The sequence below is a fragment of the Bradyrhizobium sp. CCBAU 51627 genome (genome assembly GCF_028128765.1).
In the GTDB taxonomy this organism is placed as follows: domain Bacteria; phylum Pseudomonadota; class Alphaproteobacteria; order Rhizobiales; family Xanthobacteraceae; genus Bradyrhizobium.
The window spans coordinates 61,249-85,819 of the sequence record NZ_LBJG01000022.1 but is presented as its reverse complement, the minus strand read 5'-3'; the positions used below and the strand labels follow the sequence as shown (position 1 = coordinate 85,819).

Sequence of the window (24,571 nt, the reverse complement as noted above, 5' to 3'; positions counted from 1 at the left end):
CATCGAGGGAGATCGTCCTAGATGTGGCGCGAATGGATCCCGTTCTGGCGGCCGGGACTTTCGCCGCAGAGCAGCGATGTCGATCTGCTGTTTACCGGCCTCCTGATCGCCAGCGCGCTCGTCCTCGGCCTGCTGTTCTTCCTGCTCGCGTTGTTTTGCGTGCGTTATCGCGCAGGCAATCAGATCGACCGCGGCCACCGCACATCCAAGAGCTGGCATTGGGAGGTTAGCTGGACAGTAGCATCGTTCATCTGCTTTCTCGGGTTGTTCGTCTGGGGTGCGAGCGTCTATTTCGAGATGTACAGGACGCCGACAGACGAGCTCGTTGTCTTCGTCGTCGCCAAGCAGTGGATGTGGAAGACGCAGCATCCGGGCGGCCAGTCCGAGATCGACGCGCTGCACGTTCCGCTCAGGCGCCCGGTCCGGCTCGTCATGGCCTCCCAGGACGTCATTCACAGCTTCTACATCCCGGCGCTGCGGCTGAAACACGACGTCGTGCCGGGCCGTTATCAGGACCTTGAGCTCGAGATCGACAAGCCTGGTAGCTATCACCTGTTCTGCGCCGAGTATTGCGGCACCGACCACTCCGGCATGATCGGCGAGATTGTCGCGATGGAGCCCGCCGACTTTTCGCGCTGGCTGACGCAACAGGCGCCATCAAGTCCGCTGGCGGACGAGGGCGGCGCGCTGTTCCGTCAGCTCGGCTGCAGCGGCTGTCACGGGAAGGGCAGCAAGGTTCGCGCTCCCCCGCTCGAAGGGCTGTACGGCAAGCCCGTGCCGCTCTCCGACGGCAGCAGCGTCGTTGCGGATGACAAATACATCCGGGATTCGATCCTGCTGCCGCGCAGCCAAATCGTGGCCAGCTACGAGCCCTTGATGCCGTCCTTCGCAGGCAAGCTCAGCGAGGACCAATTGTTGCGGCTCGTCGTCTATGTCAAGTCGCTGGCGGGGAACCGATCATGAGCGAGCCAAATTACCTGACCACCGATTACACGCTGCAATCCTGGTTCCTGACGACAGACCACAAGCGGATCGCAATCCTCTATTTCGCAAGTCTGATCTTCTTTTTCTTCATCGGCGGCGCTGCCGCCACGGCGATCCGCATCGAGCTCGCGACCCCACAAGCCGACCTCGTCAGCTCCGACGTCTACAACCGCCTGTTCACCATGCATGGCATCATCATGGTATGGTTCTTCCTGATCCCGTCCATTCCCAACACGCTCGGCAATTTCCTCGTTCCCTTGATGATCGGCGCGCGCGATCTCGCCTTCCCGCGGCTTAATCTGATGAGCTGGTACATCTTCATGCTGGGCGGCTGCACCACGCTGTTTGCCATTCTTGCCGGCGGCATCGACACCGGCTGGACCTTCTACACGCCGTTCTCGACCCTCTACTCCAACAGCTATGTCATCGTCGCGGCCGCAGGGGTCTTCATTGCCGGATTCTCGTCAATCCTGACCGGGCTCAACTTCATCGTCACCATCCACCGCCTGCGCGCGCCCGGATTGACCTGGTACCGCCTCCCCCTCTTCCTGTGGTCACTCTACGCGACCTCGGTCATTCTGGTGCTGGCGACGCCCGTGCTCGCCGTCACGCTTCTGTTGATCGCGACGGAGCGCTTCTTCGGCGTCGGCATCTTCGATCCCCGGATCGGTGGTGACCCGCTGCTGTTCCAGCACCTGTTCTGGTTCTACTCGCATCCCGCGGTCTACATCATGATCCTTCCGGGCATGGGCGTGGTCAACGAGCTGGTCTCCTGCTTTTCGCGAAAGCCGGTCTTCGGCTACAAGTTCGTGGCATGGGCCAGCCTTGCGATCGCCGCGGTCGGCTTCCTGGTGTGGGGGCACCACATGTTTGTCAGCGGCCAATCGCTGATCGCAAGCCTCGTGTTCTCCTTCATGAGCTTCGTCGTTGCGGTGCCTTCGGCAATCAAGGTGTTCAACTGGACCGCGACGCTGCACAAGGGCTCGATTCACTTCGACGCCCCAATGCTTTATGCGCTGGCCTTCATCGGCCTTTTCACCATCGGCGGCCTTACCGGCCTGTTCCTGGCCTGTCTTGCCTTCGACGTGCATGCAACCGACACCTACTTCGTGGTCGCACATTTCCACTACATCATGGTCGGCGGCATGGTGACTGCCTATTTCGGCGGCCTGCACTATTGGTGGCCGAAGATCACCGGCCGGCTCTATTCCGAATATTGGGCGCGCACTGCCGCCGTGCTGATCTTCTTCGGCTTCAACCTGACATTCTTTCCGCAGTTCATCCTCGGAGCGGAAGGGATGCCGCGGCGCTATCATGTCTATCCGCCGGAATTTCAGGTCTGGAACGTGCTGTCATCCGGCGGCGCTGCGATTCTAGCCGTCGCCTATCTGCTGCCGATGTTCTATCTCGGATATTCCGCCTTCTTCGGCGCCCGCGCGCCGGCGAATCCGTGGAACGCGCCCGGTCTTGAATGGCAAACCTCTTCGCCGCCGCCCGAAGAGAATTTCGAAACACAGCCTGTCGTGACGCGCGAGCCGTATCAATACAACGAAGCCTTTGAGGCGGAGCCGCAAAATGCCTGAGCCGCCCGCCTTTGCATCGCAGTTTGTTTCAGTCCCGCACCGCGACCACACCGCCGAGCTCGGCATGTGGTTGTTCATCGCGACCGAAGTGCTGCTGTTTGGCGGCCTGCTGCTGGCCTACTTCGTGTATCGGCACGCTTTTCCCCAATCCTTTGCGGAAGGTAGCCGCCATACCGACATCCTGATCGGAACGATCAACACGGCCATTCTCCTGACGTCGAGCTTTCTCGTCGCGTGGGCGGTGGAAGTCTTCTCGCCCGCGACCGTCAGGATCGTCACATGGCTGCTGGTCGGGGCCGCCTGCCTGGGCCTCGTATTCATCGCGCTCAAGGGCATCGAGTATAGCGGCGAATATGACGAGCGTCTCGTCCCCGGCGTCGACTTCCAGTTTGGAGGTCCTCTCGCCAATGGCGTCCAGCTATTCTTCATCTTCTATTTCGTCGCCACCGCGATCCACGCCGTCCACATGCTGATCGGAATCTGTCTGTTACTCGTGCTTGCGATCATCGGCCGACGGGCACCGACGACACGCCATCACGCCGCGTTGCACAGTGCGGCTCTCTACTGGCACTTCGTCGATGTTGTCTGGATTTTCCTGTTTGCGCTGATCTACCTGCCCGGGAGGGCCTCCTCATGACGGAGTGGCGACCACCGCTCGCGCTCGTCGGCGCCTGGCTCGCTCTGCTGGGCTTGCTGGCGCTGACCGTCACGCTCGCCTATGTGCCGCTCGGCGCTGGCAATGCCGTCGTCGCCCTCAGCATCGGCACCATCAAGGCGGTGCTCGTCGCCGCCATCTTCATGGAGTTGCGGAAACGGCACGGCTTGACGCTCGTCTTTGCGGCCGCCGGGCTGTTTTGGCTCGGCATCCTGCTATGGCTCGGGCTGATGGATTTCATGACCCGGACGTGAGACTCAGTTGATTCTGGTATCGAGCGAGGTGCGCTCTTTCCTGACGTCGTCTTTGCTGACCGGCGGCGCCTTGCCCCAATGATTGCGAATGTAGGTTGCGACCGCTGCCACTTGTTCGTCATTCAATTGCCAGCCGAAGGCGGGCATGGCGGGACCGGTTGGCTCCCGATCGGTCGCGACGCTTTGCGCGATGCCGAGCGTAGCGACGTTGTTCAGAGGCGTGAGGACGTTTCCGGCTGTGAGGAATTTCGGCAGGAAGAGCGAGAACGCGCCGATCAAGACGAGCGTGATGCAGAAGATGACCTCGTCCTGCGTCAGCGCGAATGACGGCATTCCTCGCACCGGATGCTCCAAGCGGATCATCCGTTGGCACACCGTAGCGGACACAGAGCCTTGCCGGCCTCACGAAACTTAGAGGCAGGACACAGTCGCGCTCTCGCTGGACGGGCCGCTCGTAACCATGGTTTCCTCGCCTGCAACAGGCCTTCTTTTTGGTGGCGCAAGATGAGCGGTGTCGCCCCGCTTCATGCAAGGCGCTTTTTCTGAACCCCCTGTTTGATTTTTCTGATGTACTCAGACTCGCCCGCAAGGGAAGGAACCGTGAGCTCGCATACGCGGACTAAACCTGCACCGAGGTCAGCTTCTTCAGGCAGCGCAGCGCAAACGATGACCGACTGTGGCGGATGCCTGGGATGCGGTAGAGCTTTTCCCGCAGAAAGCGTTCGTAGCCCGCGGTGCTCTCGACCGCGACCTTGACGACGTAGTCGTAGTCACCAGTGGTTAGATAGGCCTCGATGACTTCCGGCAAATTCGTCAGCAGCTGGCCGAAACGTTCGAGCATCTCCTCGTCATGGCGATCGAGCGTCAACTCGATGATCACCGTCTCAGGCAAGCCGAGCTTGTCCTGATTGAGCAGCGCGACATAACCATCGATGTAGCCCTGAGTCTCGAGACGCTTCAGCCTGTTCCAGCACGGTGTGGTGGAGAGCCCAATCCTGTCGGCGAGTTGCGCCGTCGTGAGGCGCGCATCCTGCTGCAAGGCGCGCAGGATCTTGCGATCGATTTCGTCGAGCCGAAGCGCATCTTTACGGGGAGGTCTGACCGGCCCTGTGGCACGTCCGACTGACGCCATACCGAGAACTCCATTCTGGGATTACGATCCTTGTCTAGAATATCCGCGCTGTGCATTTAGGCTACACCCAGATTAGAGGAACAACAATCCTGACCTTTTCCAGTACGATATGCCAATAAAACGAGACATCTGCGGTGTTTTTGGTGTTTTTGCTCGAACTCCAGACCAGCGATATGCACGCCGCACTTGGCCGCCTGCTCGATCAGGCTCGTGTCGCGGGACTTCGGCTGGCTGCCGTCAGCGCGCGGGCGGACGCAGGCGCATGCCGCATCTCGGCTTCCATAGAGATCGATGACCGCGACATCGTCGACCGGCTCGTTCGCCGGGTTGGCGCGTTGTTCTGCATCGATGCGATCGAGGTGAGAGGTGAATGCCAATGCCCGACTCCGACCTCACACAGCACACCGTGATCCCGCAGCGCGAGGCGGCTCCATCCGCCGAGCCTGCGCCACTGAAGCTGCACGTGCCGGAACCGGCAGTGCGTCCGGGCGGCACGCCCGATTTTTCGAACATCCGCATCCCACGCGCCGGCCAGGTCGATCGTCCCAGCGTCGACGTTGACGCCGAGGCGATACGCGACCTCGCCTTTTCCGTCATCCGCGTGCTCAACCGCGACGGCGAGGCGGTGGGCCCCTGGGCGGGCCAGCTTACCGACGGCGAATTGCTCGAGGGCCTGCGCCACATGATGACGCTGCGCGCGTTTGACGCGCGCATGATGGTGGCGCAGCGTCAGGGCAAGACGTCGTTCTATATGCAGCATATGGGCGAAGAGGCCGTGAGCTGCGCCTTCCGCAAGGCGCTCCTTCCGGGCGACATGAATTTTCCGACCTATCGCCAGGCGGGACTTCTGATCGCCGGCGGCTATTCGCTGGTCGAGATGGCCTGTCAGATCTATTCCAACACGCACGATCCCCTGAAGGGGCGCCAGCTCCCCGTGATGTATTCCTCCCGGGAGCACGGTTTCTTCTCGATCTCCGGTAATCTCGCCACCCAGTACATCCAGGCAGTCGGCTGGGCCATGGCGTCTGCGATCAAGAACGACACCAAGATCGCAGTTGGCTGGATCGGCGACGGGGCAACCGCCGAATCCGACTTCCATGCCGCGCTCGTGTTCGCATCGACCTACCGCGCGCCGGTCGTGCTCAACATCGTCAACAATCAATGGGCCATCTCGACGTTCCAGGGCATCGCGCGCGGCGGCTCCGGCACGTTCGCGGCACGCGGCCTCGGCTTCGGCATTCCGGCGCTGCGCGTCGACGGTAACGATTATCTCGCGGTTCACGCGGTCGCCAAATGGGCCTGCGAGCGAGCGCGCCGCAATCTCGGCCCGACCCTGATCGAGCACGTGACCTATCGTGTCGGCGCGCATTCCACGTCCGACGACCCCGCGGGCTATCGGCCGAAGACGGAATCCGAGGCATGGCCGCTCGGAGATCCCGTGATCAGGCTGAAGAACCATTTGATCGTGCGCGGCGTCTGGTCGGAGGAGCGGCAAAAGCAGGCCGAGGCCGAGATCATGGACACCGTGATCGCGGCGCAGAAGGAGGCCGAGAGCCACGGCACGCTGCATTCCCCTCAGCATGCCTCGGCGCGCGACATGTTCGAAGGCGTGTTCGCGGAGATGCCGCCGCATCTGCGCCGGCAACGCCAGGAAGCCGGAGTCTGAGCGATGCCGCGCAAAACCATGATCGAGGCAATCCGCGAGGCCATGGACGTGATGATGTCGCGCGACAGTGACGTCGTCGTGTTCGGCGAGGACGTCGGCTATTTTGGCGGCGTATTCCGGGCAACGCAGGGCCTGCAAGCGAAATACGGAACAAGCCGCTGCTTCGATACCCCGATCAGCGAGCTCGGCATCGTCGGCATCGCCGTCGGCATGGCGGCCTATGGCTTGAAACCCTGTGTCGAGATCCAGTTTGCCGATTACATGTATCCGGCCTACGACCAGATCGTCTCAGAGGCTGCGCGGCTGCGCTACCGCTCCAACGGCGGGTTCACCTGCCCGCTCGTGGTGCGCATGCCGACCGGCGGCGGCATTTTTGGCGGACAGACGCATAGCCAGAGTCCGGAGGCGCTGTTCACCCATGTCTGCGGCATCAAGACGGTGGTGCCGTCGAACCCGCGCGATGCCAAAGGCCTCTTGATTTCGGCGATCGAGGACCCCGATCCTGTGATCTTTCTCGAGCCGAAGCGGCTCTATAACGGCCCGTTCGACGGCCATCACGACCGGCCGGTGACACCATGGTCGAAGCATGAACTCGGAGAAGTCGACGACGGACACTTTGCAATCCCGCTCGGCAGCGCGGCGATCCGCAGGCAGGGCAGCGCCGTCACCATCCTTGCTTACGGCACAATGGTTCATGTCGCCGAGACCGCCGCCGCCGAGACCGGCATCGATGCCGAGATCATCGATCTGCGCACCCTGCTGCCGCTTGATCTCGACACCATCGAAGCCTCGGTCAAGAAGACAGGACGCTGCGTGATCGTGCATGAGGCCACGCTCACATCGGGATTCGGCGCCGAGCTCTGCGCGCTGGTCCAGACGCGGTGTTTCTATCACCTGGAAGCGCCGATCGTTCGCGTCGCCGGCTGGGACACGCCCTACCCGCACGCGCAGGAATGGGACTACTTCCCGGGACCGGCGCGGATCGGCCGTGCGCTGATCGAAACGGTGGAGGCCTGAGATGGCGGAGCGCGTGGTCAAGCTGCCCGACGTCGGCGAAGGCATAGCGGAAGCCGAGCTCGTGGAATGGCATGTGAAGGTCGGTGATGTCGTGCGCGAAGACGCCGTTCTCGGCGCTGTCATGACCGACAAGGCGACAGTCGAAATCCCCTCACCGACAGACGGACGCGTCATCTGGCTCGCCGGCCATGTGGGCGACCTCCTCGCCATCGGCTCGGATTTCGTCCGGCTGGAGGTCGACGGCAAGAGCGAGCCGGCGACGGAGGCGGCGAAGCTCGCATTGCCCGGCGCAGGTGCTGCGACCAGGAGGTCTGATCGCGTAGCAGCCGCGCCGCGCGCGCCGGCGAGCGAACCGACAAAAGAACTGGGCTCGCAGCCCTCCGCGTCGCCACTCCACCACGCAGTCGAACGGCCTTTGGCCGCTCCCGCCGTCCGGCTCCGTGCGCGCGAGGCGGGCGTCGACTTGCGCCAGATCCGCGGCACGGGCCCCGCCGGGCGGATCACCCATAATGATCTTGATGCCTATCTTGCGCGCGACCGCACCGGAACGACAGCGACGCCGCATCCGGCACGAACCGCCGTCACCGACATCAAGATCATCGGCTTGCGCCGCAAGATCGCCGAGAAGATGTCGATTGCGAACGCCCGAATCCCGCACATCACCTATGTCGAAGAGATTGATGTCACGGCACTCGAGGATTTGCGCGCGAAGGTCAACGGCCAGAAGCGGCCCGGCAAGCCGAAGCTGACACTGCTGCCGTTCCTGATGCGAGCCATGGTGCGCGCGATCGCTGAACTGCCGCATCTCAATGCCCATTTCGACGATGAGGCCGGCATCGTGCACCAGCACGCTGGTGTTCACATCGGGATCGCCACGCAGACCCCGACCGGTCTGGTGGTGCCCGTCGTCCGACACGCGGAAGCACGCGATATCTGGGATTGCGCCACTGAGGTCGCACGGCTCGCCGAAGCCGCTCGAAATGGCAACGCGACCCGCGACGAACTCACGGGCTCAACCATCACCATCACATCGCTCGGCGCGCTTGGCGGGCTCGCGACGACTCCCATTATCAATCACCCGGAGGTCGCGATCGTCGGCGTCAACCGAATCGCCATCCGACCGCACTGGGACGGTGCGGCCTTCGTGCCGCGCCAGATCATGAACCTGTCATCCAGCTTCGACCATCGCGTGATCGACGGTTTTGATGCAGCTCAGTTCGTGCAACACATCAAGCTGTTGCTGGAAACACCGGCCATGATCTTCATTGACTGATGGAACGATGACTGAAATCGCCTGCAAGCTTCTTGTCATCGGCGCGGGCCCCGGCGGCTATACCTGCGCGATCCGGGCCGGCCAGCTCGGCATTGATACGATCATCGTCGAAGCCGGGAAGCCGGGTGGTACCTGTCTCAATGTCGGCTGCATTCCCTCGAAGGCTCTGATCCATGCGGCCAGCGAGTATGAAACGATCGCAGGTGCCGCCGAGGGCAAGAGTGCGCTCGGAATTTCCGCGGCAAAGCCGTCGCTCGATTTCGCCAAGACTATTGCCTGGAAGGACGGCATCGTCCGGCGCCTCAATGGCGGCGTGGCCGGCCTGCTGAAGAAAGCGGGCGTCAGACACATCGCCGGGCACGCTCGCTTTCGCGACGGCAAATCGATCGAGGTCGCGACGCAATCCGGCCTACAGACGATCCATGCCGAGACCGTGGTGATCGCGACGGGATCCGAGCCGATTGCCATTCCGGATTTGCCGTTCGGAGGCCGCGTGATCTCGTCCACGGAGGCCTTGGCGCTCACCGAGGTTCCGAAGAAGCTTGTCGTGGTGGGTGGCGGCTACATTGGCCTCGAGCTCGGCACGGCCTTTGCGAAATTGGGCGCGGCCGTCACGGTTGTCGAGGCTGCGTCACGCATTCTGCCGCAATACGACGCCGAGCTGAGTGCGCCGGTCGCCAGGCACCTCGGCGCGCTCGGGATCGCCATTCTGACGGGCACCAAGGCGAAAACGCTGGGCGCCGACGGGACCGCGCTCATGATCGAGACCTCCAGCGGTGAGCAGAGAACGCTGGATGCCGACCAGATCCTCGTTACGATCGGCCGAAAGCCGGCGACATCCCGCTTTGGCCTCGAAAGTCTCGATCTCGACATGACCGATTCTTTCATCCGGATCGACGACCGATGCCGCACCTCGATGCACGGGATCTTCGCGATCGGCGATATTACGGGAGAGCCAATGCTGGCACATCGCGCCATGGCGCAGGGCGAAATGGTCGCAGAGATCGTCGCCGGTCAGCGTCGCGCCTGGGACCGGGTCTCGATCCCGGCGATCTGCTTCACCGATCCCGAGATCGTCACCGTCGGCCTGTCACCAAGCGAGGCCAGCAGCAAGGGCTTCGATGTCAAGACGGATCTCTTTCCGTTCAAAGCCAATGGCCGCGCAATGACGCTGCAGCGCGAGGACGGCTTCATCCGAACCGTTGCGCGGGCAGATAACCATCTCCTGCTTGGTATCCAGGGCGTCGGCGTCGGCATCGCCGAGCTTTCAGCCGTCTTCAGCCTTGCGCTGGAGATGGGTGCACGCCTCGAGGACATCGCGATGACGATCCACGCGCATCCGACCCAAAGCGAAGCGTTTCACGAGGCAGCATTGAAATCGCTTGGACACGCGATTCATATCTAGAACATTAGAACGTCCGCCTGGAATAGAAGCTTCTCGGACTATCGGCGCTTGTTGCGACCACGCAAATTCAGCGCCTCACGCACCTCGTCGTCTTCGACGGCGTCCCTGATCGTGCGATCCGCCAGCCCAGTCTCGACGAGCCGCTCTCCGCGATCCGGAGCGGGTGCCTCCGCCCGTCGCCTCACTGAGCTCTGCTGCGCCGCTTGACCATCCTTGTCCATTGCACACTCCCGCCGCGTTGCCCCTCAGTGCGACATCAGCAGACAGACCGCAGCCTGTTGCAGAAGGGCTTGCGTCAAGCCGCCAAAACTCCATTCTCCTAACCGGTCATGTCCAGATACAATGCTACTCTGGAGAAGTGTGCGGAGCGCTTGACCGAGATCAAACCAGCTGGCCTCGCCGACCGATGCGGCGGGGTACAAGCAAACCCCTTCTCAGGCGTCCCGCAGATGCTTCTCGATGTCGCCCACAGGGTGCTTCGTGAGATCCTTGTCCAGTTCAGCGACGATCCGACGCTTCACGTCGTCATGAAAGGCTGACCGAAGCTCCGCCAGCGTGCGGGGCGGCGCGACAACAATGAGGACCGTTGCATGTTCGCCACGAAGGAGACGCTCTGCGGCGGCCGCGACCTGCCTCGCAAAGCGTGCCTCCTCGAGCTCGTGCCAATCGGTTATTTCCACTGCACTTCGCTGCCCCGAATGCGAGCCTTTGCTGACCCGGCCGGGCCGATCGCTGCCTTGGGAATGCGCGGACGGATTCTCTGTCTCGAACACCGCCTCCGTCTTCAAGTTCGGGACCTTCTCATTGCCCTCGTTACGAAGGAACAGCGCTTTCCGTCCGTCGCCAACGAACACGACAGCCCGATGTGGTATCCTGACCATTTCGACCTCCTCGCTGCAAACCTTTAATTCCTATCGCCAGGAAGCCTGCCCTGCTTGATCCTGATCAAATCAGGCAGCGGGCGATCGGGCAGGATTATCCAAAATCGAGAGGCGATATGGAGGTTTGCCATGCAGGCACGAGACGTGATGGTCTCACCGGTGGTTACCGTTGGGCCGACCGCAACCGTCCGGCAAGTCGCACAGACCCTGCTGGATCGTCGGATCAGCGCTGTGCCGGTCGTCGATGCCGACAACAAGATTCTCGGTATCGTGAGCGAAGGCGATTTGCTGCACAGGACCGAGAGCGCAACTGAACGCTCTCCTTCGTGGTGGCTGCGCCTGTTGACCGGCGACGCCCAACTTGCGACCGACTACGTCAAGTCGCACTCGATCAAGGTGCAGGACATCATGACGCAGGATGTTGCGACAGCTGCACCCGAGACGCCCTTGCACGAGATCGCCATGGTTCTCGAAGAACGTCAGATCAAACGCATTCCTATCGTCAATAAGGAAGGCCAGCTCGTCGGGATCGTCAGCCGCGCCAACCTGCTTCAGGCTATCGCGAGCGCCAGACCAAAGCTCGAAATTTCGCTTCCCGATTCGGCCATCAGGAAGAAGTTCCTCGAGGAGCTTCGGAGGCAGCCTTGGGCTCACACCTTTAATGTAAGCGCGACGGTACAGAATGGAGTGATCGATATCTGGGGCTTCGCGCCATCACTCGACGAACGCACGGCCATTCGCGTTGCCGCCGAGGCGATCCCCGGCGTGGTGAAGGTCAATGACCATCTGCTGGAAACTCCGGCCTTCGTCTATTGACCGCATACAAACCTGCGGCTACCCGCCGAACAGCCGTTCGCTGGGGTGAGGCGCGACGCGCGAACCGCAACTCAGGTGATCGAAATGGCCACGAGCTCATCACATCCGAGCGAGTCCAGATGTTGTTGCCGAAGGTGATCGACAGCTTTGCAGGCGACCGCACAAATGCATGAAAAAGGTTGACCTGCCTCAAGCACGGGAGGCCATCACCTGATCTGCTGCTGCCATGTCATCGTGCATCAGATCTTTCCTTGAAATCGATTTGGGCGACGTCGGCCTGGTCGGCGGCAAGACTGCTTCGCTGGGCGAACTCTACTCCGCGCTCGCCTCACAAGGGATTGCAGTCCCGAACGGCTTTGCGATCACGGCCGACGCCTATCGCGAGGCGCTGTCGCGGGACGGCGTCGCGGCCGCACTTCATGGGCTTCTCGACGGGATCAACAAGAGCAACATCAGGCAGCTCGCCAGCAGGGCGGCGAAGGCTCGCGCCATCATATACGAGGCGATGGACACGCCTCATCTCCGCAAGCAAGTCGTGGAAGCGTACCGGCAACTCGAATGCGAAGCTGGGACCGGGGTTGCCGTCGCAGTGCGAAGCTCCGCGACCGCCGAGGATTTGCCGACCGCGAGCTTTGCGGGTCAACACGAAAGCTATCTCAATGTACGCGGACCCAAGGATCTGTTCGAAGCGTGCCAGCGCTGCTTTGCCTCCATCTTCACAGACCGCGCGATCTCTTACCGCATCGATAACGGCTTCGATCATTTCAAGGTCGCGCTCTCTGTCGCCGTGATGAAGATGGTTCGTTCCGATTTGGCGGCCAGCGGCGTCATGTTCACGCTCGATACCGAGTCCGGCTTCCGTGACGTGATCTTCGTGACCGGCTGCTATGGTCTCGGCGAGACCATCGTGCAGGGCCAGGTCGATCCAGACGAGTTCTACGTCCACAAGCCCACACTGAGTCAGGGATATCGCCGCGTATTGCGGCGCCGGCTCGGAGCCAAGCAACTCCGCATGATTTACAGCAAGCGTGGCGGCAGCCATGCGACGCTGACCCGCAATGTCCCTGGAGCCGAACGCCAGAAATTCTGCATCTCCGACCCGGAGGTGCTGAGCCTTGCCGAGATCGCGGTCCGGATCGAAGCCCACTACTCTCGACATGCCGGCGTCCCGATGCCGATGGACATCGAATGGGCCAAGGACGGCGCCGACGGGAAGCTCTACATCATTCAGGCCAGGCCCGAAACAGTCGCCTCACGGCGCTCCGCAGGCGTCTACGAGACCTACAATCTGAAAGCCCACGGCCCGGCAATCGTCAGCGGTCGCGCCGTCGGCGAGAAGATCGCTTCGGGACGCACGCGCCGCGTCATGACCGCGCGCGACCTCGCCGCCTTCCGGCCCGGCGAGATCCTGGTGGCGCCGGCCACCAGTCCGGACTGGGAGCCGGTCATGAAGATCGCGGCCGGCATCGTCACGGATAAGGGCGGCCGCACCTGCCATGCTGCCATCGTTGCCCGAGAGCTGGGCATTCCCGCCGTGGTGGGGGCAACGCTCGCGAGCGAAAAGATCAAGACCGGGGTCGAAGTCACGATCTCCTGCGCCGAAGGTGACATCGGCAGCGTCTATCAGGGAACGGCCGAGTTCGACGTGACGAGGACGCCGGTGAGCGAGTTGCGGCAGCCGCGTACGGCCATCATGGTGAATGTCGGCACCCCGGAGATGGCATTCCGCACGGCGATGCAGCCGCAGGCCGGGGTCGGCCTCGCGCGCATGGAATTCATCATTAGCGAGCATATCGGCGTTCACCCGATGGCATTGCTCAAGCCGGACAAGATCAAGTCAGCCAAGGCGCGTGCCGCAATCGCGCGCCTAGTGAAGGGCTTCACGAGCCCCGCCGACTTCTTTGTACAAAGACTCGCCGAAGGCGTCGGCACCATCGCCGCGGCATTCTATCCTAAGCCCGTGATCGTGCGACTTTCCGACTTCAAGACCAATGAATATGCCAGCCTGAGGGGCGGCGAAGGCTTCGAGCCCCGGGAAGAGAATCCGATGCTGGGATTCCGCGGCGCCTCTCGCTACAGCCACCCCGCCTACGCCGAAGGGTTCGCGCTGGAGTGCGCCGCGCTCCGTCTGGTGCGAAAGGAGATGGGCCTCTCCAATCTGCGCATCATGGTGCCGTTCTGCCGTACCGTCGAGGAAGGCCGGCGCGTGATCGCGACGATGGCGGCCAATGGATTGAAGCGCGGCGAAGACAGTCTCGAAATCTACGTCATGTGCGAGATTCCGAACAACGTCATCCAGATCGATGCGTTCGCGGAGCTGTTCGACGGCTTTTCGATCGGCTCCAACGATCTCACCCAGCTGACGCTGGGGGTCGATCGGGATTCCGATATCGTGGCCTTCGACTTCGATGAGCGCGATCCGGGAATGCTGGAGATGTTCCGCCAGGCGGTGGCTGGCGCCAAGCGCAACGGCCGCCATATCGGCATCTGCGGCGAGGCGCCCGCGAACTACCCGGAAATCGCGCGTTATCTGACGGGGCTCGGCATCGACTCCATCAGCGTCAATCCGTCGAGCGTGTTTCGAACCATGGCTGCCGTGTCGGACGCCGAGGCCGCTCCCCCAAAGCCGGAAACATGACGGGTTTTGCGTATTGCCGCAATCAGATCGCGGCCGGGACGGAATGAGCGTGAATATGTTCCGCCGCGGCATTCACCTTAGTCATCATCGTCGTCAGCTCATCATAAACCTGATCGTCGATGGTCACCGTGCCGAAATTGGAATCCTCGCCGTCAAAGCGGCCCTCGGCCGGTTGATCGGCATGCTCGAACCAGTGATAGCCGACCACATTCGGCTTGCTCAGGGCTGCCACGACGTAGCCCTCGAGAGCCCGGGCGCGCTGGGTCTGGGTGGGCACCCGCGGTCCGGCCCCGCTCGAATTCGGCAGGCCCGCATCATCGCCGCGGAATGAGAATTCCGAAATCAGGCACGGCCTGCCGGAGGCGGCGTAAGCGTCGATGACCGGACCCGGGTCGAAGTCGTAGCAATTGAAAGAAACCACGTCCAGGTGACGGCCAGCCGCGGCAATCACGCCGTTGAGCGGTTGATATCCGAACCGCGAGCCAAGCACGAGATGATTGGGATCGGCTGCCTTGATCGCCGAGACGCACAGTTCGAAATATTTGTCGGCCACGACGGCCACGAAGGCATCGCAATCGGCCGAGAAAGCCTCGCGAGCGGGATCTGCCAAATTGGCCTTGGTCTCGAGCGCATCGTTCAGGACGCCGGGTCGGAGTCTGACAAAAGGCGCCACGACGTGCTCCATCCTGCCGAGCTCTTCCCAAGATCGCGCTTGTGTACGCCATACCGCATTGAATTGGACAAAGTCCCGGTAGTGTGCCTGCAGAGCCGAGATAGCGGCAATCCTGCCCGGACGATGGGATGGCAGGTTCAGAAACAGCGTCAAAAGCTCATCGGTGCCGCGCCAGTCGGGCGACCAGTAGAGCTCGTTGTCGATGAAGGTACCGAGCAGGCCGGGGTCATTGCGTCGATGCCTGCAGCGTTGACGGGCGCTCACGCGGAGATGCGCCGAGAACTCGGGATCGTAGACATCCGGAAAGATCTGATCGCGGCGATGCAGGCGAAAGGACGCGCCGAGCTCCGCGGTTGGCGTGGTCGCCAGCAATTGCGATCCCGCGCTGGCGACGAGCTCATCCGACCAGCAGCCAACCGTGTTGAACTTCCAGCTTGCCAGCCGGTCGGACGTCGCGGCGCGCCAGATACGCGGACTGCCGTACTTGGCCGTGCAGGCCTTGGCGTAAGGCACGCGATCGGTCCGTCCGACGTGGTCCTGATCGAAACGGATGTTGTTGACGCCTTTGGAAAGAAAGCGGCCACCGTCGGGATCAACGAGCCAGAAGACGCCATTACGCTCGGCAACGCGAAAAAAGCCACTTCCACTGAACTCGTTGTCGACGATCCCACCCCACTTCGTTCTTTGCAACTGCGGCCCCCGGCCAGTGACCAAAACCGTCAATTAATCGCACGGTCCTGCCCGGAGCCCTTGACTCATCTCAATACCATTCGGAACCAGCCTGACTACCAATACCCGGGGGAAGAAGGCGAAAACCCCGCGAGCCCGCACGCAACGGCGTGGCCGGGCACAGGTGGAGCAGGACCACGCAGGTCGTTTGATGTCGACAATTCCATTGCCAAACACCGCCAGTCTGCGCTCCGACTTCATCTGGGGCGTTTCCACCTCGAGCTTCCAGATCGAGGGGGCTACGCGTGAGGACGGCCGCGGAGCCAGCATTTGGGACATCTACTGCCAAAACGGTACGATCAAGAATCACGATACAGGCGACGTCGCGTGTGACCACTATCATCGCTACCGCGAGGATGTGGCCCTGATGAAAGCGCTGGGCGTGCGAGCGTACCGGTTCTCGATTGCCTGGCCACGTATCCTGCCGCAGGGACGCGGAGCTGCCAACGAAGCCGGTCTTTCATTCTACGATCGCTTGATCGATGAGCTCCTGGTCGCCGGCATCGAGCCTTGGCTGTGCCTGTACCATTGGGACCTGCCGCAGGCCTTGGAGGAGCGCGGCGGCTGGCAGAATCGTGAAATGGCGACCTGGTTCGCCGACTATACGGCTCTGGTTGCAACCCGCCTCGGCGATCGGGTCAAGCGTTTTGCGACGATCAATGAGCCATCGATCTTCAGCCTGTTCAGCCGATCACTCGGCAAGCGGGATCGCAGCAGCGAAGACAAGCTCCATCGCATGATCCACAATATCAATCTGGCGCATGGTGCGGCGGTAGATGTTGTCCGCGCAAAAGTCGCCGGGGCCTCGATCGGATGCATTCACAATAGGCAGCCCTGCCGGCCGTCCAGCAGCAGCGAGGCCGATGCAGCTGCGGCGGCACGCCTGGACGTTTACTGGAACAGAGCCTTTCCGGACCCGCAATGCCGTGGTGCATATCCGGAGTCGATGCGGGCGGCGATCGAACCGTATCTGCAGCCCGACGACATGGCGCGCATTTGCCGGCCGGTCGATTGGTTCGGACTGAACCACTACAGCCCGGTCTATGTGAAGGCAGATGCGGTTTCGATGCTGGGCTACGACTTCGGCGACAAGCCAGCCGGTGTGCCCCTGACGCCGATCGATTGGCCGATCGAGCCCGAGGCTTTCAGAGACACATTGCAAGGTGCCCATGACCGGTATGGCTTGCCGATCTATGTCCTCGAGAACGGATACGGCAATTTCGACCAGCCCGACCAAAACGGCGCGGTGATGGACACAGGTCGGATAGAATTTCTGAAGGCCTATATCGACGCGATGAATTCCGCCTCCTCCCGCAGCGTCGACGTTCGCGGATATTTCGTATGGTCGCTGCTCGACAATTTCGAATGGGATTCCGGCTACAGCATCAGGTTCGGCCTGGCCTACGTGGATTATGCCTCGCTGCGGCGAACACCCAAATCCTCCTTCGACTGGTATGCCGGGCTGATCAAGGCGAGGCAGCCATGACGAAGGCAACTCCTCCAGTGCGGACCACCTTGCTCGCCGATATCGGAGGAACCAACGCCCGCTTTGCACTCCTGACGAATGGTAAGCTTAGCACGATCGCTCGTACCGCCGTCAGCGATCACGCCACCTTCCCGGAGGCGCTCACTGCCTATCTTGGTGATGCGGCAAAGGGCGGAACAATTCAGCACGCAATCCTCGCCGCGTCCGGCGCGGTGCAGAACGGCCGGTGCATTCTCACGAACAATTCCTGGGTCGTCGATGCAGGAGAGCTGCGCGAGGCCTATGGATTCTCGTTCGTGCGCCTGATCAACGACTTTGAAGCGGTCGCGCTCGCCCTGCCCCGTCTTCTCCCGGGCAGTTTGCTGCAACTGGGGGGACAAGAAAGGGTCGCCGGAGCGCCCCTCGCTGCGATCGGCCCCGGCACGGGCCTGGGCATGGCCGTCACCGTACCGCACGGCGACGACCAGATCGTCCTTTCCAGCGAGGGCGGCCATTCCACGATGGCGGGTGGCTCTTTGCGCGAGGACGCCGTCATCGCGCATTTGAGGCAACGTTTCGGGCATGTATCGTCAGAGCGCGTCCTGTCGGGCACGGGGTTGGAGAACCTCCATGACACGCTTGCGTTTCTCGACGGGGTGACAGTTCCCAAACGCCGATCGGCCGACATCACGCGGGCTGCAATCGAAGGGACTTGCCCGGTCAGCCGTGCCGCCGTTGAAATGTTTTGCGCGATGCTTGGATCCGTTGCGGGCAATTTTGCGCTCGCGGTCGGCGCAAGAGGCGGGATGTTCATCGGCGGGGGCATTTTGCGTCATATGCCCGAATATCTTGCCGCGTCCCAGTTTCGCATGCGCTTCGAGGAAAAGGGACGTCTCAAGACATTCCTGGAGCCGGTCCCCGCCTATCTCATCCTTGACGACGACGTTGCATTCACCGGTCTTCGCGCCCTGATGGAGATCGAAGGCCTTGACTGAGACGCCACCCATCCAGATCGTAACGTTGACCATCAACCCGGCCGTCGATATCTCGACTTCGGTCAGAAAGATGATGCCCTTCACCAAGATGCGCTGCGCGGAAGCCCAGCGCGATCCTGGCGGAGGCGGAATCAATGTCGCCAGGGTTCTGACGCGGCTCGGCATCGACGCGATCGCGATCTATCCGGCCGGAGGCGCCAGCGGACAAACCCTGGCGAGGTTGGTTGAACGCGAATCCGTGCAAAGCATCGTAATCCCGTCCGCGAACGATACCCGCGAGGACGTTACCATCTTCGACGAGACAACCCGCGAGCAGTTTCGCCTGGTCTTTCCAGGCGCCTCGCTCAGCAAATTCGAATGGCAGCAGTGCCTTGACGCCGTCGCGCGCATCAGCTCGCAAGCCGCATTTGTCATCGCGAGTGGCAGTCTGCCGCCTGGAATACCTGCCGACTTCTACGGAAGGGTGGTCCAGGCATCGAAAGGAGCAACCAAGGTCATCGTCGATACGACGGGCGTTTCGCTGAAAGCCGCGTTGGAGACCGGCGTTTATCTCATCAAACCCAATCTTCATGAGTTCCAGGAACTTGCCGGGATTAGCACCGAGGACGAGCCTTCGCTGCTCGAAGCCGGGCGTCGCCTGTTCGCTCGCTATCGCATTGAGGTAATTGCACTGTCGATGGGCTCGCAGGGCGCCCTGCTCCTGACGCGCGACATCGCCTTGCGCGCAAACGGCCTTCCGATCGAGCCCGTCAGCGTTTCCGGCGCCGGCGACAGCTTCCTGGGAGCGATGGTGTCCAGTCTTGCACATGACGACGATTTCGAAGCGGCTCTGCGCTATGGCGTTGCCGGCGGTTCGGCCGCGCTGCTTAGCCCCGGCACGGGGCTGTGTCTGAGAGAGGACATTCATCGTCTCGCTTCCAGCGTCAAGGTGACTGCTGTCGCCGGCTATCATTCCTAGCAAGGACGTGTATCAATCGCCGGGCGAACGCCAACTGCCTTGCGATACCAGCAGCTGGTTCGCAGAAAATTATCCGCGGCTGACGGAATGGGCCCGCTTCGGCCAACCGTGTTGCGCCGCTTCTTGTTGCTCTGGACAAGCTCGATCAATGTCCCGGGGATGACGAGCCAGCGCGTATACGCGGTTGAAGCCACGAACGAAAGGCACACCAGGTGGAAGACGAACTGCTTTCGAAACTGGAGCAGCGTCTAGGCCGGATCCACGCCCGGCAGCGGCTCGGTATCGAAGCTGATCATGAGGCCCAGATCTTCGGCCAAGGACTCAACTTCTTCCATATCGAGAACTGGTACTCTGTTCATTCTCTGATACGAAATATTCTGAAGCTGTCCGGGCTTTACTGGCGGGGCCGCCGAAATGCCGAGCGTATCACGGTGAAGTATAACACGATCGAATGTGCAAATTTGCCAGCCCTGTTCGACGGCTTCACGATCCTTCACATCAGTGATACCCACGTCGATATGAGCCATCGCGCCATGCGGCGCCTGATCGAACTGGTCCGGGGCCTGGACTATGATTTATGCGTCTTGACCGGCGACTATCGTGGCAAGACCTTCGGAGCGTTCGATGCCGCGCTGGAAGGCATGGCACAGGTCGTGGTCCACCTGAAGCAACCCGTTGTCGGCGTGCTTGGCAATCACGACACCATCAGGATGCTGCCTGGTCTGGAGGCCATGGGCATACGCATGCTTCAGAACGAATGCGCGACTATCAAGCGCGCCGAGCAGCAGATATTTGTCGCAGGGATCGATGATGCACACTATTTCAGGGTCGATAACATTGAGAAGGTCGGGTCGGAGATTCCCGACGGCGCATTCTCGGTCCTACTGTCCCACACCCCGGAAATCTACCGACAGGCGGCGCATGCCGGCTTCGACGTGCTACTAAGCGGACATACACACGGAGGACAGATATGTCTTCCGGGATCGATCCCCATCACCCTTGACTCGGTGCTGCCGCGTCGGATGGGCGCCGGCGCCTGGCGCTATCGTGACATGGCCGGGTACACGTCAGTGGGCGCTGGATCAAGCGTCGTGGCCGTGCGCTTCAATTGCCCGCCCGAAATTACGCTGCATCGATTGAGTCGACCGACCGATCGCTTCAATACGGCTGATCCCTGATGCGCAACACGTACAGCACGCGGGAGATCGCGAGCTCGCCAACGAAAAACATCAGGGCGACCACAACGATATCGCCGTGGCTCAGCCCTAGGCCCTCCCGGCAGACCACGAGGGGGAAGAGCGATTCCGGAACCTGGTCCAAACCCAACGCCTGGCTGCTTGGCGGCATGTTCATGCGCCGCTTCAAGAAGCTGGAGAACAAGTCTCCCGCCATCGCGACGATGGCCATGAGAGCTCCCAATTCGTAACCCAGCCCAAGAAGGATCCCGCCCGCCGCGGTCACGACGATCGACGCAACAATGCCGCGAACCGTCTTCGAGGCCCCGAATATCGGTCGGCCGTCGAAGAACAGAAGCCCTCCATCCAGCGCGAACGCGAATCGGGAGCCGAAGAGCTTCTTGGCCACGACCGGCGAGCCGTTTGCGAGCGTCAAAAGCAAGATTGCGTAAAGAATTGGGAACGCGGACATCAAGCATCCCGCGGACAGCATCGAATCATGGACAAACCGACACGCCGGAACTTCGTTTCAGTGCTCATGTCCGGCATTTCCTCGCGATCAAAACGTTATGAGACGGGACCACCTTTAGATGCATCGGCGAATGTAGGGGCGATTGATCTCCCACAATTCCTCCAGCAACCCTCGCGCGGCATCCTCCGAATTTATGACGGGATCGATCAGCAGTGCCTGCAGTGCGAGTTCCTTTGAGCCCTGCATAGCCGCCTCGACCGCGAGCTGTTGAACACCGACCTGGATTGCCATCAGCCTGGAGACCGGTTCCGGAAGCGGTCCCAAGGAAACCGGGTGAATTCCTGCGGCATCTGCAACGACGGGCACTTCGACTGCCGCATTAGCCGGCAGATTGGGGATAATTCCGCAGTTGTGGATGACGGCCGACTCGATCAGCTGCTTGCGGTCATGAAGCACCGAAGCAATGATCGTTGCAGCGCGTTCGCCGGAGGGCTGCAACCACCACGATGGAATTGATGCCCTGCCAGCGAGGACATCATCGATCAGTCGTACCAGCTTGCCGCGTTCGTCCTCGTCCCAGCCGAAGTTGTAACCGCCCTCGCCCGCCTCCCATCCGAAAGACAAATACTCGCCGACATGGGCATCGCCACAACCAAGCCAATGGCCAAACGCGCGCAGCAGCTTTCGTGTCAGCGGCGCAATGGACGCCTCAACGCTCTTTTCCTTCTCCTTGAGAAGCGGATAGAGATCGGCGCCAGTGTCGCGATCGCGGATCTGCATGAGGCACTGAAAATGATTCAGACCGGCGGCCCAGACATCGACCCGGTCCTCTGGCAGGCCCAGTATCGAAGCCACCTGCCCGCGTGCCAAAAAGATGCCATGGCATAGGCCCAGGCTCCGAATCCTACTGTGCTGGCCCAGGGCGAGAATGATCCGGCTCTCCGGATTGGAGAAGTTGATGAACAGCGCTCGCGGGCAGCGCCGTTCCATCTCTCGCACGAAGTTGAAGACAACCGGCAATGTCCTCAACGTGAAGAAAAGTCCGCCCGGCCCGCCATTTTCGCCGAGCGTGTGGCGAATCCCGTATTTGCGCGGCACTTCGAAATCAAAGCGCCACAGTCGGTTGCGATCGATCGCTGTCGAATGAACAACGAATTCCGCGCCGTCCAGCGCCGCGCGCCAGTCCGTCGTCGATTCGATCCTCAACCCCGCCCCGGTCTTCTCATTGAGCAACTGCGCCAGGCGCAGCGAGCGATCAAGCCGCTCGATGTTTCTGCCCACCAGGATCAACTCGCTGCCCGCAAGATCGGACGTTGAAAACAGGTCGCGAAACATGCTCATGCCAAACGCCGCGCTGCTGGCGCCCAGAAACACGATCTTGCTCTTCGAGCGCATCTCAATGCTCCGGTATTTCTTGGCCAGCATGCGTTCTTGTCCAAAGCTGATCTTGAGCAAAATCAATGTCCGCTGCATTGGGTCCTTATATTCTGCCGGTACCCAGGCGAGCGGAGATCGACATGCCCCACAAGCAGGTTCTGTTTCACTCTGCCGCGCGCGAAAAGGTTCTGCGCGGGGCAACCCTTCTGGCTGACGCTGTGCGGGTGACGCTGGGGCCAAAATCCAAATCCGTTCTGATCCAGAAGGGCTGGGGTACGCCGATCGTCTGTAATGACGGCGTCACCATTGCCAAGGAATTCGATCTGAAGGATCCCGAGGAGAACCTGGGTGCGCAGGTGCTCAGGCAGGCGGCCGAACGGACCGGCGATGTCGTCGGCGACGGCACCAGCACCGCGACGATCCTGGCCCACGCCATTCTCGCCGAAGGCGTTCGCAACGTCGTTGCCGGCGCAAGCGCGATCGATCTCAAGCGCGGCCTCGATCGTGCGGCGCGAGCGGCCATTGACGCACTGCGTGCGAGTTCGCGGCCGGTGAAGGCACAGGCAGAGAAGGCGCAGGTCGCGGCGATTTCAGCCCATAACGACGCTTCGATCGGGGGCCTTGTGGCGGAGGCACTGGAGAAAGTCGGCGGCGACGGTGTCATTTCGGTCGAGGAATCCAAGACCACGGAAACGGCGCTCGACATAGTGCAGGGGCTGAAATTCGATCGCGGCTTTCTCTCGCCTTATTTCGTCACGGACGCTGAGCGGATGGAGGCCGTGCTCGAGGATCCGTATGTCCTGCTTTGCGATCACAAGATCGGAGCGTTGCGTGATGTGGTCGACTTGCTCGAACAGGTCGCGAAGTCAGGACGTCCATTGTTGATCATCGCCGAGGACATCGAAGGAGAGGCCCTGGCCACCCTGATCGTCAACAGGCTGCGAGGTATTCTCAAAGCATGCGCAGTAAAAGCACCGGGCTTTGGCGATCGCCGCAAGGCAATGCTGGAGGACATCGCGATCCTGACAGGTGCGCAGGTGATTTCGGACGACATCGGCCTAAAGCTCGAAAATGCGGGCCTTGCCCAGCTCGGCCGCGCCGCACGCGCGGTCGCCGACACCGAGAACACGACCTTGATCGGTGGCGGTGGCGACAAGAGCCGCATTGAGGCGCGGGTGCAACAGATCCGCCGGGAGATCGAGAAGACGAAAAGCGACTATGACCGGGAGAAGCTCCAGGAAAGACTGGCCAAGCTTTCCGGCGGCGTCGCCGTCATCCGCGTCGGCGCTCCGACGGAAACTGAAATGAAGGCAAAGAAGGAAGCGCTTGACGACGCCATCAGCTCGACCAAAGCAGCCGTCGCGGAGGGCATTGTGCCCGGTGGCGGATTGGCGTTGCTCCGTTGCATCGAGAAGGTCGGCCAGGAAGAAGAGCACTGCGAGGGCGACGAAAGAACCGGCGTCCAGATCCTCAAGCGCGCACTTGAGGCGCCAGCGCGCCAGATTGCCGAAAACTCCGCCACGGACGGCGGCGTGGTCGTTGCCCGCATGCTGGCGAGCCGGGACAACACCGGGTTCGACGCCGCACGCAAGGAATATGTCGATCTGGTTGCGGCTGGGATCGTGGACCCCGTCAAGGTGGTTCGAACCGCCCTCGAAAACGCAGTTTCGGTGGCGAGCATCTTGCTGCTCACGGAAGCAACGATGACAGAGATTCCGGAGCCTAAGCGAGAGCGGTTGACCGAGACGGACATGGCCATGTGATCCAGCGCTTATCAACCACACCTGATGATACGCGCCCAAATCCTCCAGTCGCATGCGTGCTACCATGAAAATCGTCGCACGAGACCCGCTTTGGTCTGCCACGGGCCCACCAACTGCGAGGCGCGCTCTGGCACCGCAAGGCAAGGACGTCGCACACTGCTGCTGGATCATGCGGCGGCCTGGTGTGAGGGATTGCAGTCAAGCTCCTTGGATCTTCCGGCGACGTCGAACGCAAAAACGTGCTCATGAGACCGGTACGAGTGACGCACGAGATAATGATGCCGCCGTGCCAAGGATTGAGATCGTGCAACGTGATTGCCAGATGATCCCCGAAAGCGATCGACCCAATCGGGACGAAGTGCCTCGCGGCTGATAATGGATTTGACGCGCCCGTCACAGCAGCCGCAGCGAACCACGGCCTCTTCGGCAAACATGTCCAAGTTGGCTTCGATATCGCTCGCGCGGTAGGCATTTAAGCCAACCAATCGCAACGGCCATCGGGTCAAACGACAGTTTCTTACCTAAAGAGTATTCAAAAACAACACAATTTCAAGTCGAACAAGTCCCTAACTCTCTTTATTTCTTGAATTAGTTGTTCTCTAATACCTCACGCGACCTCGGCCACATGCGGAAGCGCATCGGCGGCCGGTCCCGAGGCAG

22 protein-coding genes are annotated in these 24,571 nt (G+C 61.4%); 15 read left to right on the top strand and 7 right to left on the bottom strand.

Going from position 1 to position 24,571, the window contains the following annotated elements; genetic code table 11:
- The first annotated feature begins 21 nt into the window (after positions 1–21).
- The 4 genes from coxB to XH88_RS11330 are packed head-to-tail and all read left to right on the top strand — an operon-like array spanning position 22 to position 3,476.
- Entirely contained in the window at positions 22–963 is a 942-nt protein-coding gene (coxB, locus tag XH88_RS11345) for a cytochrome c oxidase subunit II (RefSeq protein WP_271615443.1), read from the top strand.
- Positions 960–2,567: a cytochrome c oxidase subunit I gene (gene ctaD, locus XH88_RS11340; protein ID WP_271615442.1), complete on the top strand. Its 1,608-nt coding sequence runs from the start codon at positions 960–962 to the stop codon at positions 2,565–2,567. Before coxB ends, ctaD begins: the two co-directional genes overlap by 4 nt.
- Positions 2,560–3,204: a cytochrome c oxidase subunit 3 gene (locus XH88_RS11335; protein WP_271615441.1), complete on the top strand. Its 645-nt coding sequence runs from the start codon at positions 2,560–2,562 to the stop codon at positions 3,202–3,204. Before ctaD ends, XH88_RS11335 begins: the two co-directional genes overlap by 8 nt.
- Positions 3,201–3,476, top strand: coding sequence for a cytochrome C oxidase subunit IV family protein (locus XH88_RS11330; protein WP_271615440.1), 276 nt, complete (start codon positions 3,201–3,203; stop codon positions 3,474–3,476). The genes XH88_RS11335 and XH88_RS11330 overlap by 4 nt, the downstream gene beginning before the upstream one ends.
- A 3-nt stretch (positions 3,477–3,479) precedes the next feature.
- On the opposite strand, the gene XH88_RS11325 is transcribed toward XH88_RS11330, so the two are convergent.
- The 3 genes from XH88_RS11325 to XH88_RS11315 all read right to left on the bottom strand — a co-directional run bounded on the left by XH88_RS11325 (position 3,480) and on the right by XH88_RS11315 (position 4,985).
- The gene (locus XH88_RS11325; RefSeq protein WP_271615439.1) at positions 3,480–3,809 is read right to left on the bottom strand and encodes a c-type cytochrome; all 330 of its coding nucleotides are present in this window, start codon (positions 3,807–3,809) and stop codon (positions 3,480–3,482) included.
- Between the two features lie 286 nt (positions 3,810–4,095).
- Positions 4,096–4,608 (bottom strand): Lrp/AsnC family transcriptional regulator, encoded by a 513-nt coding sequence (locus XH88_RS11320; RefSeq protein ID WP_271615438.1) that lies wholly within the window; start codon positions 4,606–4,608, stop codon positions 4,096–4,098.
- Between the two features lie 56 nt (positions 4,609–4,664).
- Positions 4,665–4,985 (bottom strand): hypothetical protein, encoded by a 321-nt coding sequence (locus XH88_RS11315; protein WP_271615437.1) that lies wholly within the window; start codon positions 4,983–4,985, stop codon positions 4,665–4,667.
- On the opposite strand from XH88_RS11315, the gene XH88_RS11310 reads away from it, so the two are divergent.
- From XH88_RS11310 to lpdA, 4 genes are read left to right on the top strand one after another with little or no spacing between them, the layout of a single operon-like run.
- Entirely contained in the window at positions 4,985–6,274 is a 1,290-nt protein-coding gene (locus tag XH88_RS11310; protein ID WP_271615532.1) for a 3-methyl-2-oxobutanoate dehydrogenase (2-methylpropanoyl-transferring) subunit alpha, read from the top strand. The genes XH88_RS11315 and XH88_RS11310 overlap by 1 nt on opposite strands.
- A 3-nt stretch (positions 6,275–6,277) precedes the next feature.
- Entirely contained in the window at positions 6,278–7,291 is a 1,014-nt protein-coding gene (locus XH88_RS11305) for an alpha-ketoacid dehydrogenase subunit beta (RefSeq protein WP_271615436.1), read from the top strand.
- Between the two features lies 1 nt (position 7,292).
- Positions 7,293–8,564 carry a dihydrolipoamide acetyltransferase family protein gene (locus XH88_RS11300; protein ID WP_271615435.1) on the top strand — a complete coding sequence of 424 codons (1,272 nt, stop codon included), beginning with the start codon at positions 7,293–7,295 and terminating at the stop codon, positions 8,562–8,564.
- A 7-nt stretch (positions 8,565–8,571) separates the two neighbouring features.
- Positions 8,572–9,969 (top strand): dihydrolipoyl dehydrogenase, encoded by a 1,398-nt coding sequence (lpdA, locus tag XH88_RS11295; RefSeq protein ID WP_271615434.1) that lies wholly within the window; start codon positions 8,572–8,574, stop codon positions 9,967–9,969.
- A gap of 434 nt (positions 9,970–10,403) precedes the next feature.
- Here lpdA and XH88_RS11285 read toward each other — a convergent pair whose 3' ends face one another.
- The gene (locus tag XH88_RS11285; protein ID WP_271615433.1) at positions 10,404–10,850 is read right to left on the bottom strand and encodes a host attachment family protein; all 447 of its coding nucleotides are present in this window, start codon (positions 10,848–10,850) and stop codon (positions 10,404–10,406) included.
- A 129-nt stretch (positions 10,851–10,979) separates the two neighbouring features.
- Here XH88_RS11285 and XH88_RS11280 point away from each other — a divergent pair, with 129 nt between their 5' ends.
- Both XH88_RS11280 and ppsA read left to right on the top strand, forming a co-directional pair.
- The gene (locus tag XH88_RS11280; RefSeq protein WP_271615531.1) at positions 10,980–11,666 is read left to right on the top strand and encodes a CBS domain-containing protein; all 687 of its coding nucleotides are present in this window, start codon (positions 10,980–10,982) and stop codon (positions 11,664–11,666) included.
- Positions 11,667–11,892: 226 nt separating this feature from the next.
- Positions 11,893–14,304, top strand: coding sequence for a phosphoenolpyruvate synthase (gene ppsA / locus XH88_RS11275; protein ID WP_271615432.1), 2,412 nt, complete (start codon positions 11,893–11,895; stop codon positions 14,302–14,304).
- Positions 14,305–14,326: 22 nt separating this feature from the next.
- On the opposite strand, the gene XH88_RS11270 is transcribed toward ppsA, so the two are convergent.
- Positions 14,327–15,667, bottom strand: a complete 1,341-nt coding sequence (locus tag XH88_RS11270; RefSeq protein ID WP_271615431.1) for an agarase — start codon at positions 15,665–15,667, stop codon at positions 14,327–14,329.
- Positions 15,668–15,857: 190 nt separating this feature from the next.
- Here XH88_RS11270 and XH88_RS11265 point away from each other — a divergent pair, with 190 nt between their 5' ends.
- From XH88_RS11265 to XH88_RS11250, 4 genes are all read left to right on the top strand, one after another.
- Positions 15,858–17,192 carry a GH1 family beta-glucosidase gene (locus tag XH88_RS11265; protein ID WP_271615430.1) on the top strand — a complete coding sequence of 445 codons (1,335 nt, stop codon included), beginning with the start codon at positions 15,858–15,860 and terminating at the stop codon, positions 17,190–17,192.
- Positions 17,189–18,166: a glucokinase gene (gene glk / locus XH88_RS11260; RefSeq protein ID WP_271615429.1), complete on the top strand. Its 978-nt coding sequence runs from the start codon at positions 17,189–17,191 to the stop codon at positions 18,164–18,166. Before XH88_RS11265 ends, glk begins: the two co-directional genes overlap by 4 nt.
- Positions 18,159–19,124: a 1-phosphofructokinase family hexose kinase gene (locus tag XH88_RS11255; RefSeq protein ID WP_271615428.1), complete on the top strand. Its 966-nt coding sequence runs from the start codon at positions 18,159–18,161 to the stop codon at positions 19,122–19,124. Before glk ends, XH88_RS11255 begins: the two co-directional genes overlap by 8 nt.
- Positions 19,125–19,336: 212 nt before the next feature.
- Complete coding sequence (locus XH88_RS11250) at positions 19,337–20,302, top strand: metallophosphoesterase (protein ID WP_271615427.1); 966 nt, start codon at positions 19,337–19,339, stop codon at positions 20,300–20,302.
- Here the strand turns inward: XH88_RS11250 and XH88_RS11245 are convergent.
- Positions 20,283–20,771 (bottom strand): CDP-archaeol synthase, encoded by a 489-nt coding sequence (locus XH88_RS11245; RefSeq protein WP_271615426.1) that lies wholly within the window; start codon positions 20,769–20,771, stop codon positions 20,283–20,285. The genes XH88_RS11250 and XH88_RS11245 overlap by 20 nt on opposite strands.
- A 114-nt stretch (positions 20,772–20,885) precedes the next feature.
- Positions 20,886–22,166, bottom strand: coding sequence for a family 4 glycosyl hydrolase (locus XH88_RS11240; RefSeq protein ID WP_271615530.1), 1,281 nt, complete (start codon positions 22,164–22,166; stop codon positions 20,886–20,888).
- 122 nt (positions 22,167–22,288) lie between these two features.
- On the opposite strand from XH88_RS11240, the gene groL reads away from it, so the two are divergent.
- On the top strand, positions 22,289–23,911 hold the full coding sequence (gene groL, locus XH88_RS11235; protein WP_271615425.1) for a chaperonin GroEL: 1,623 nt from the start codon (positions 22,289–22,291) through the stop codon (positions 23,909–23,911).
- The last annotated feature ends 660 nt before the right edge of the window (positions 23,912–24,571 follow it).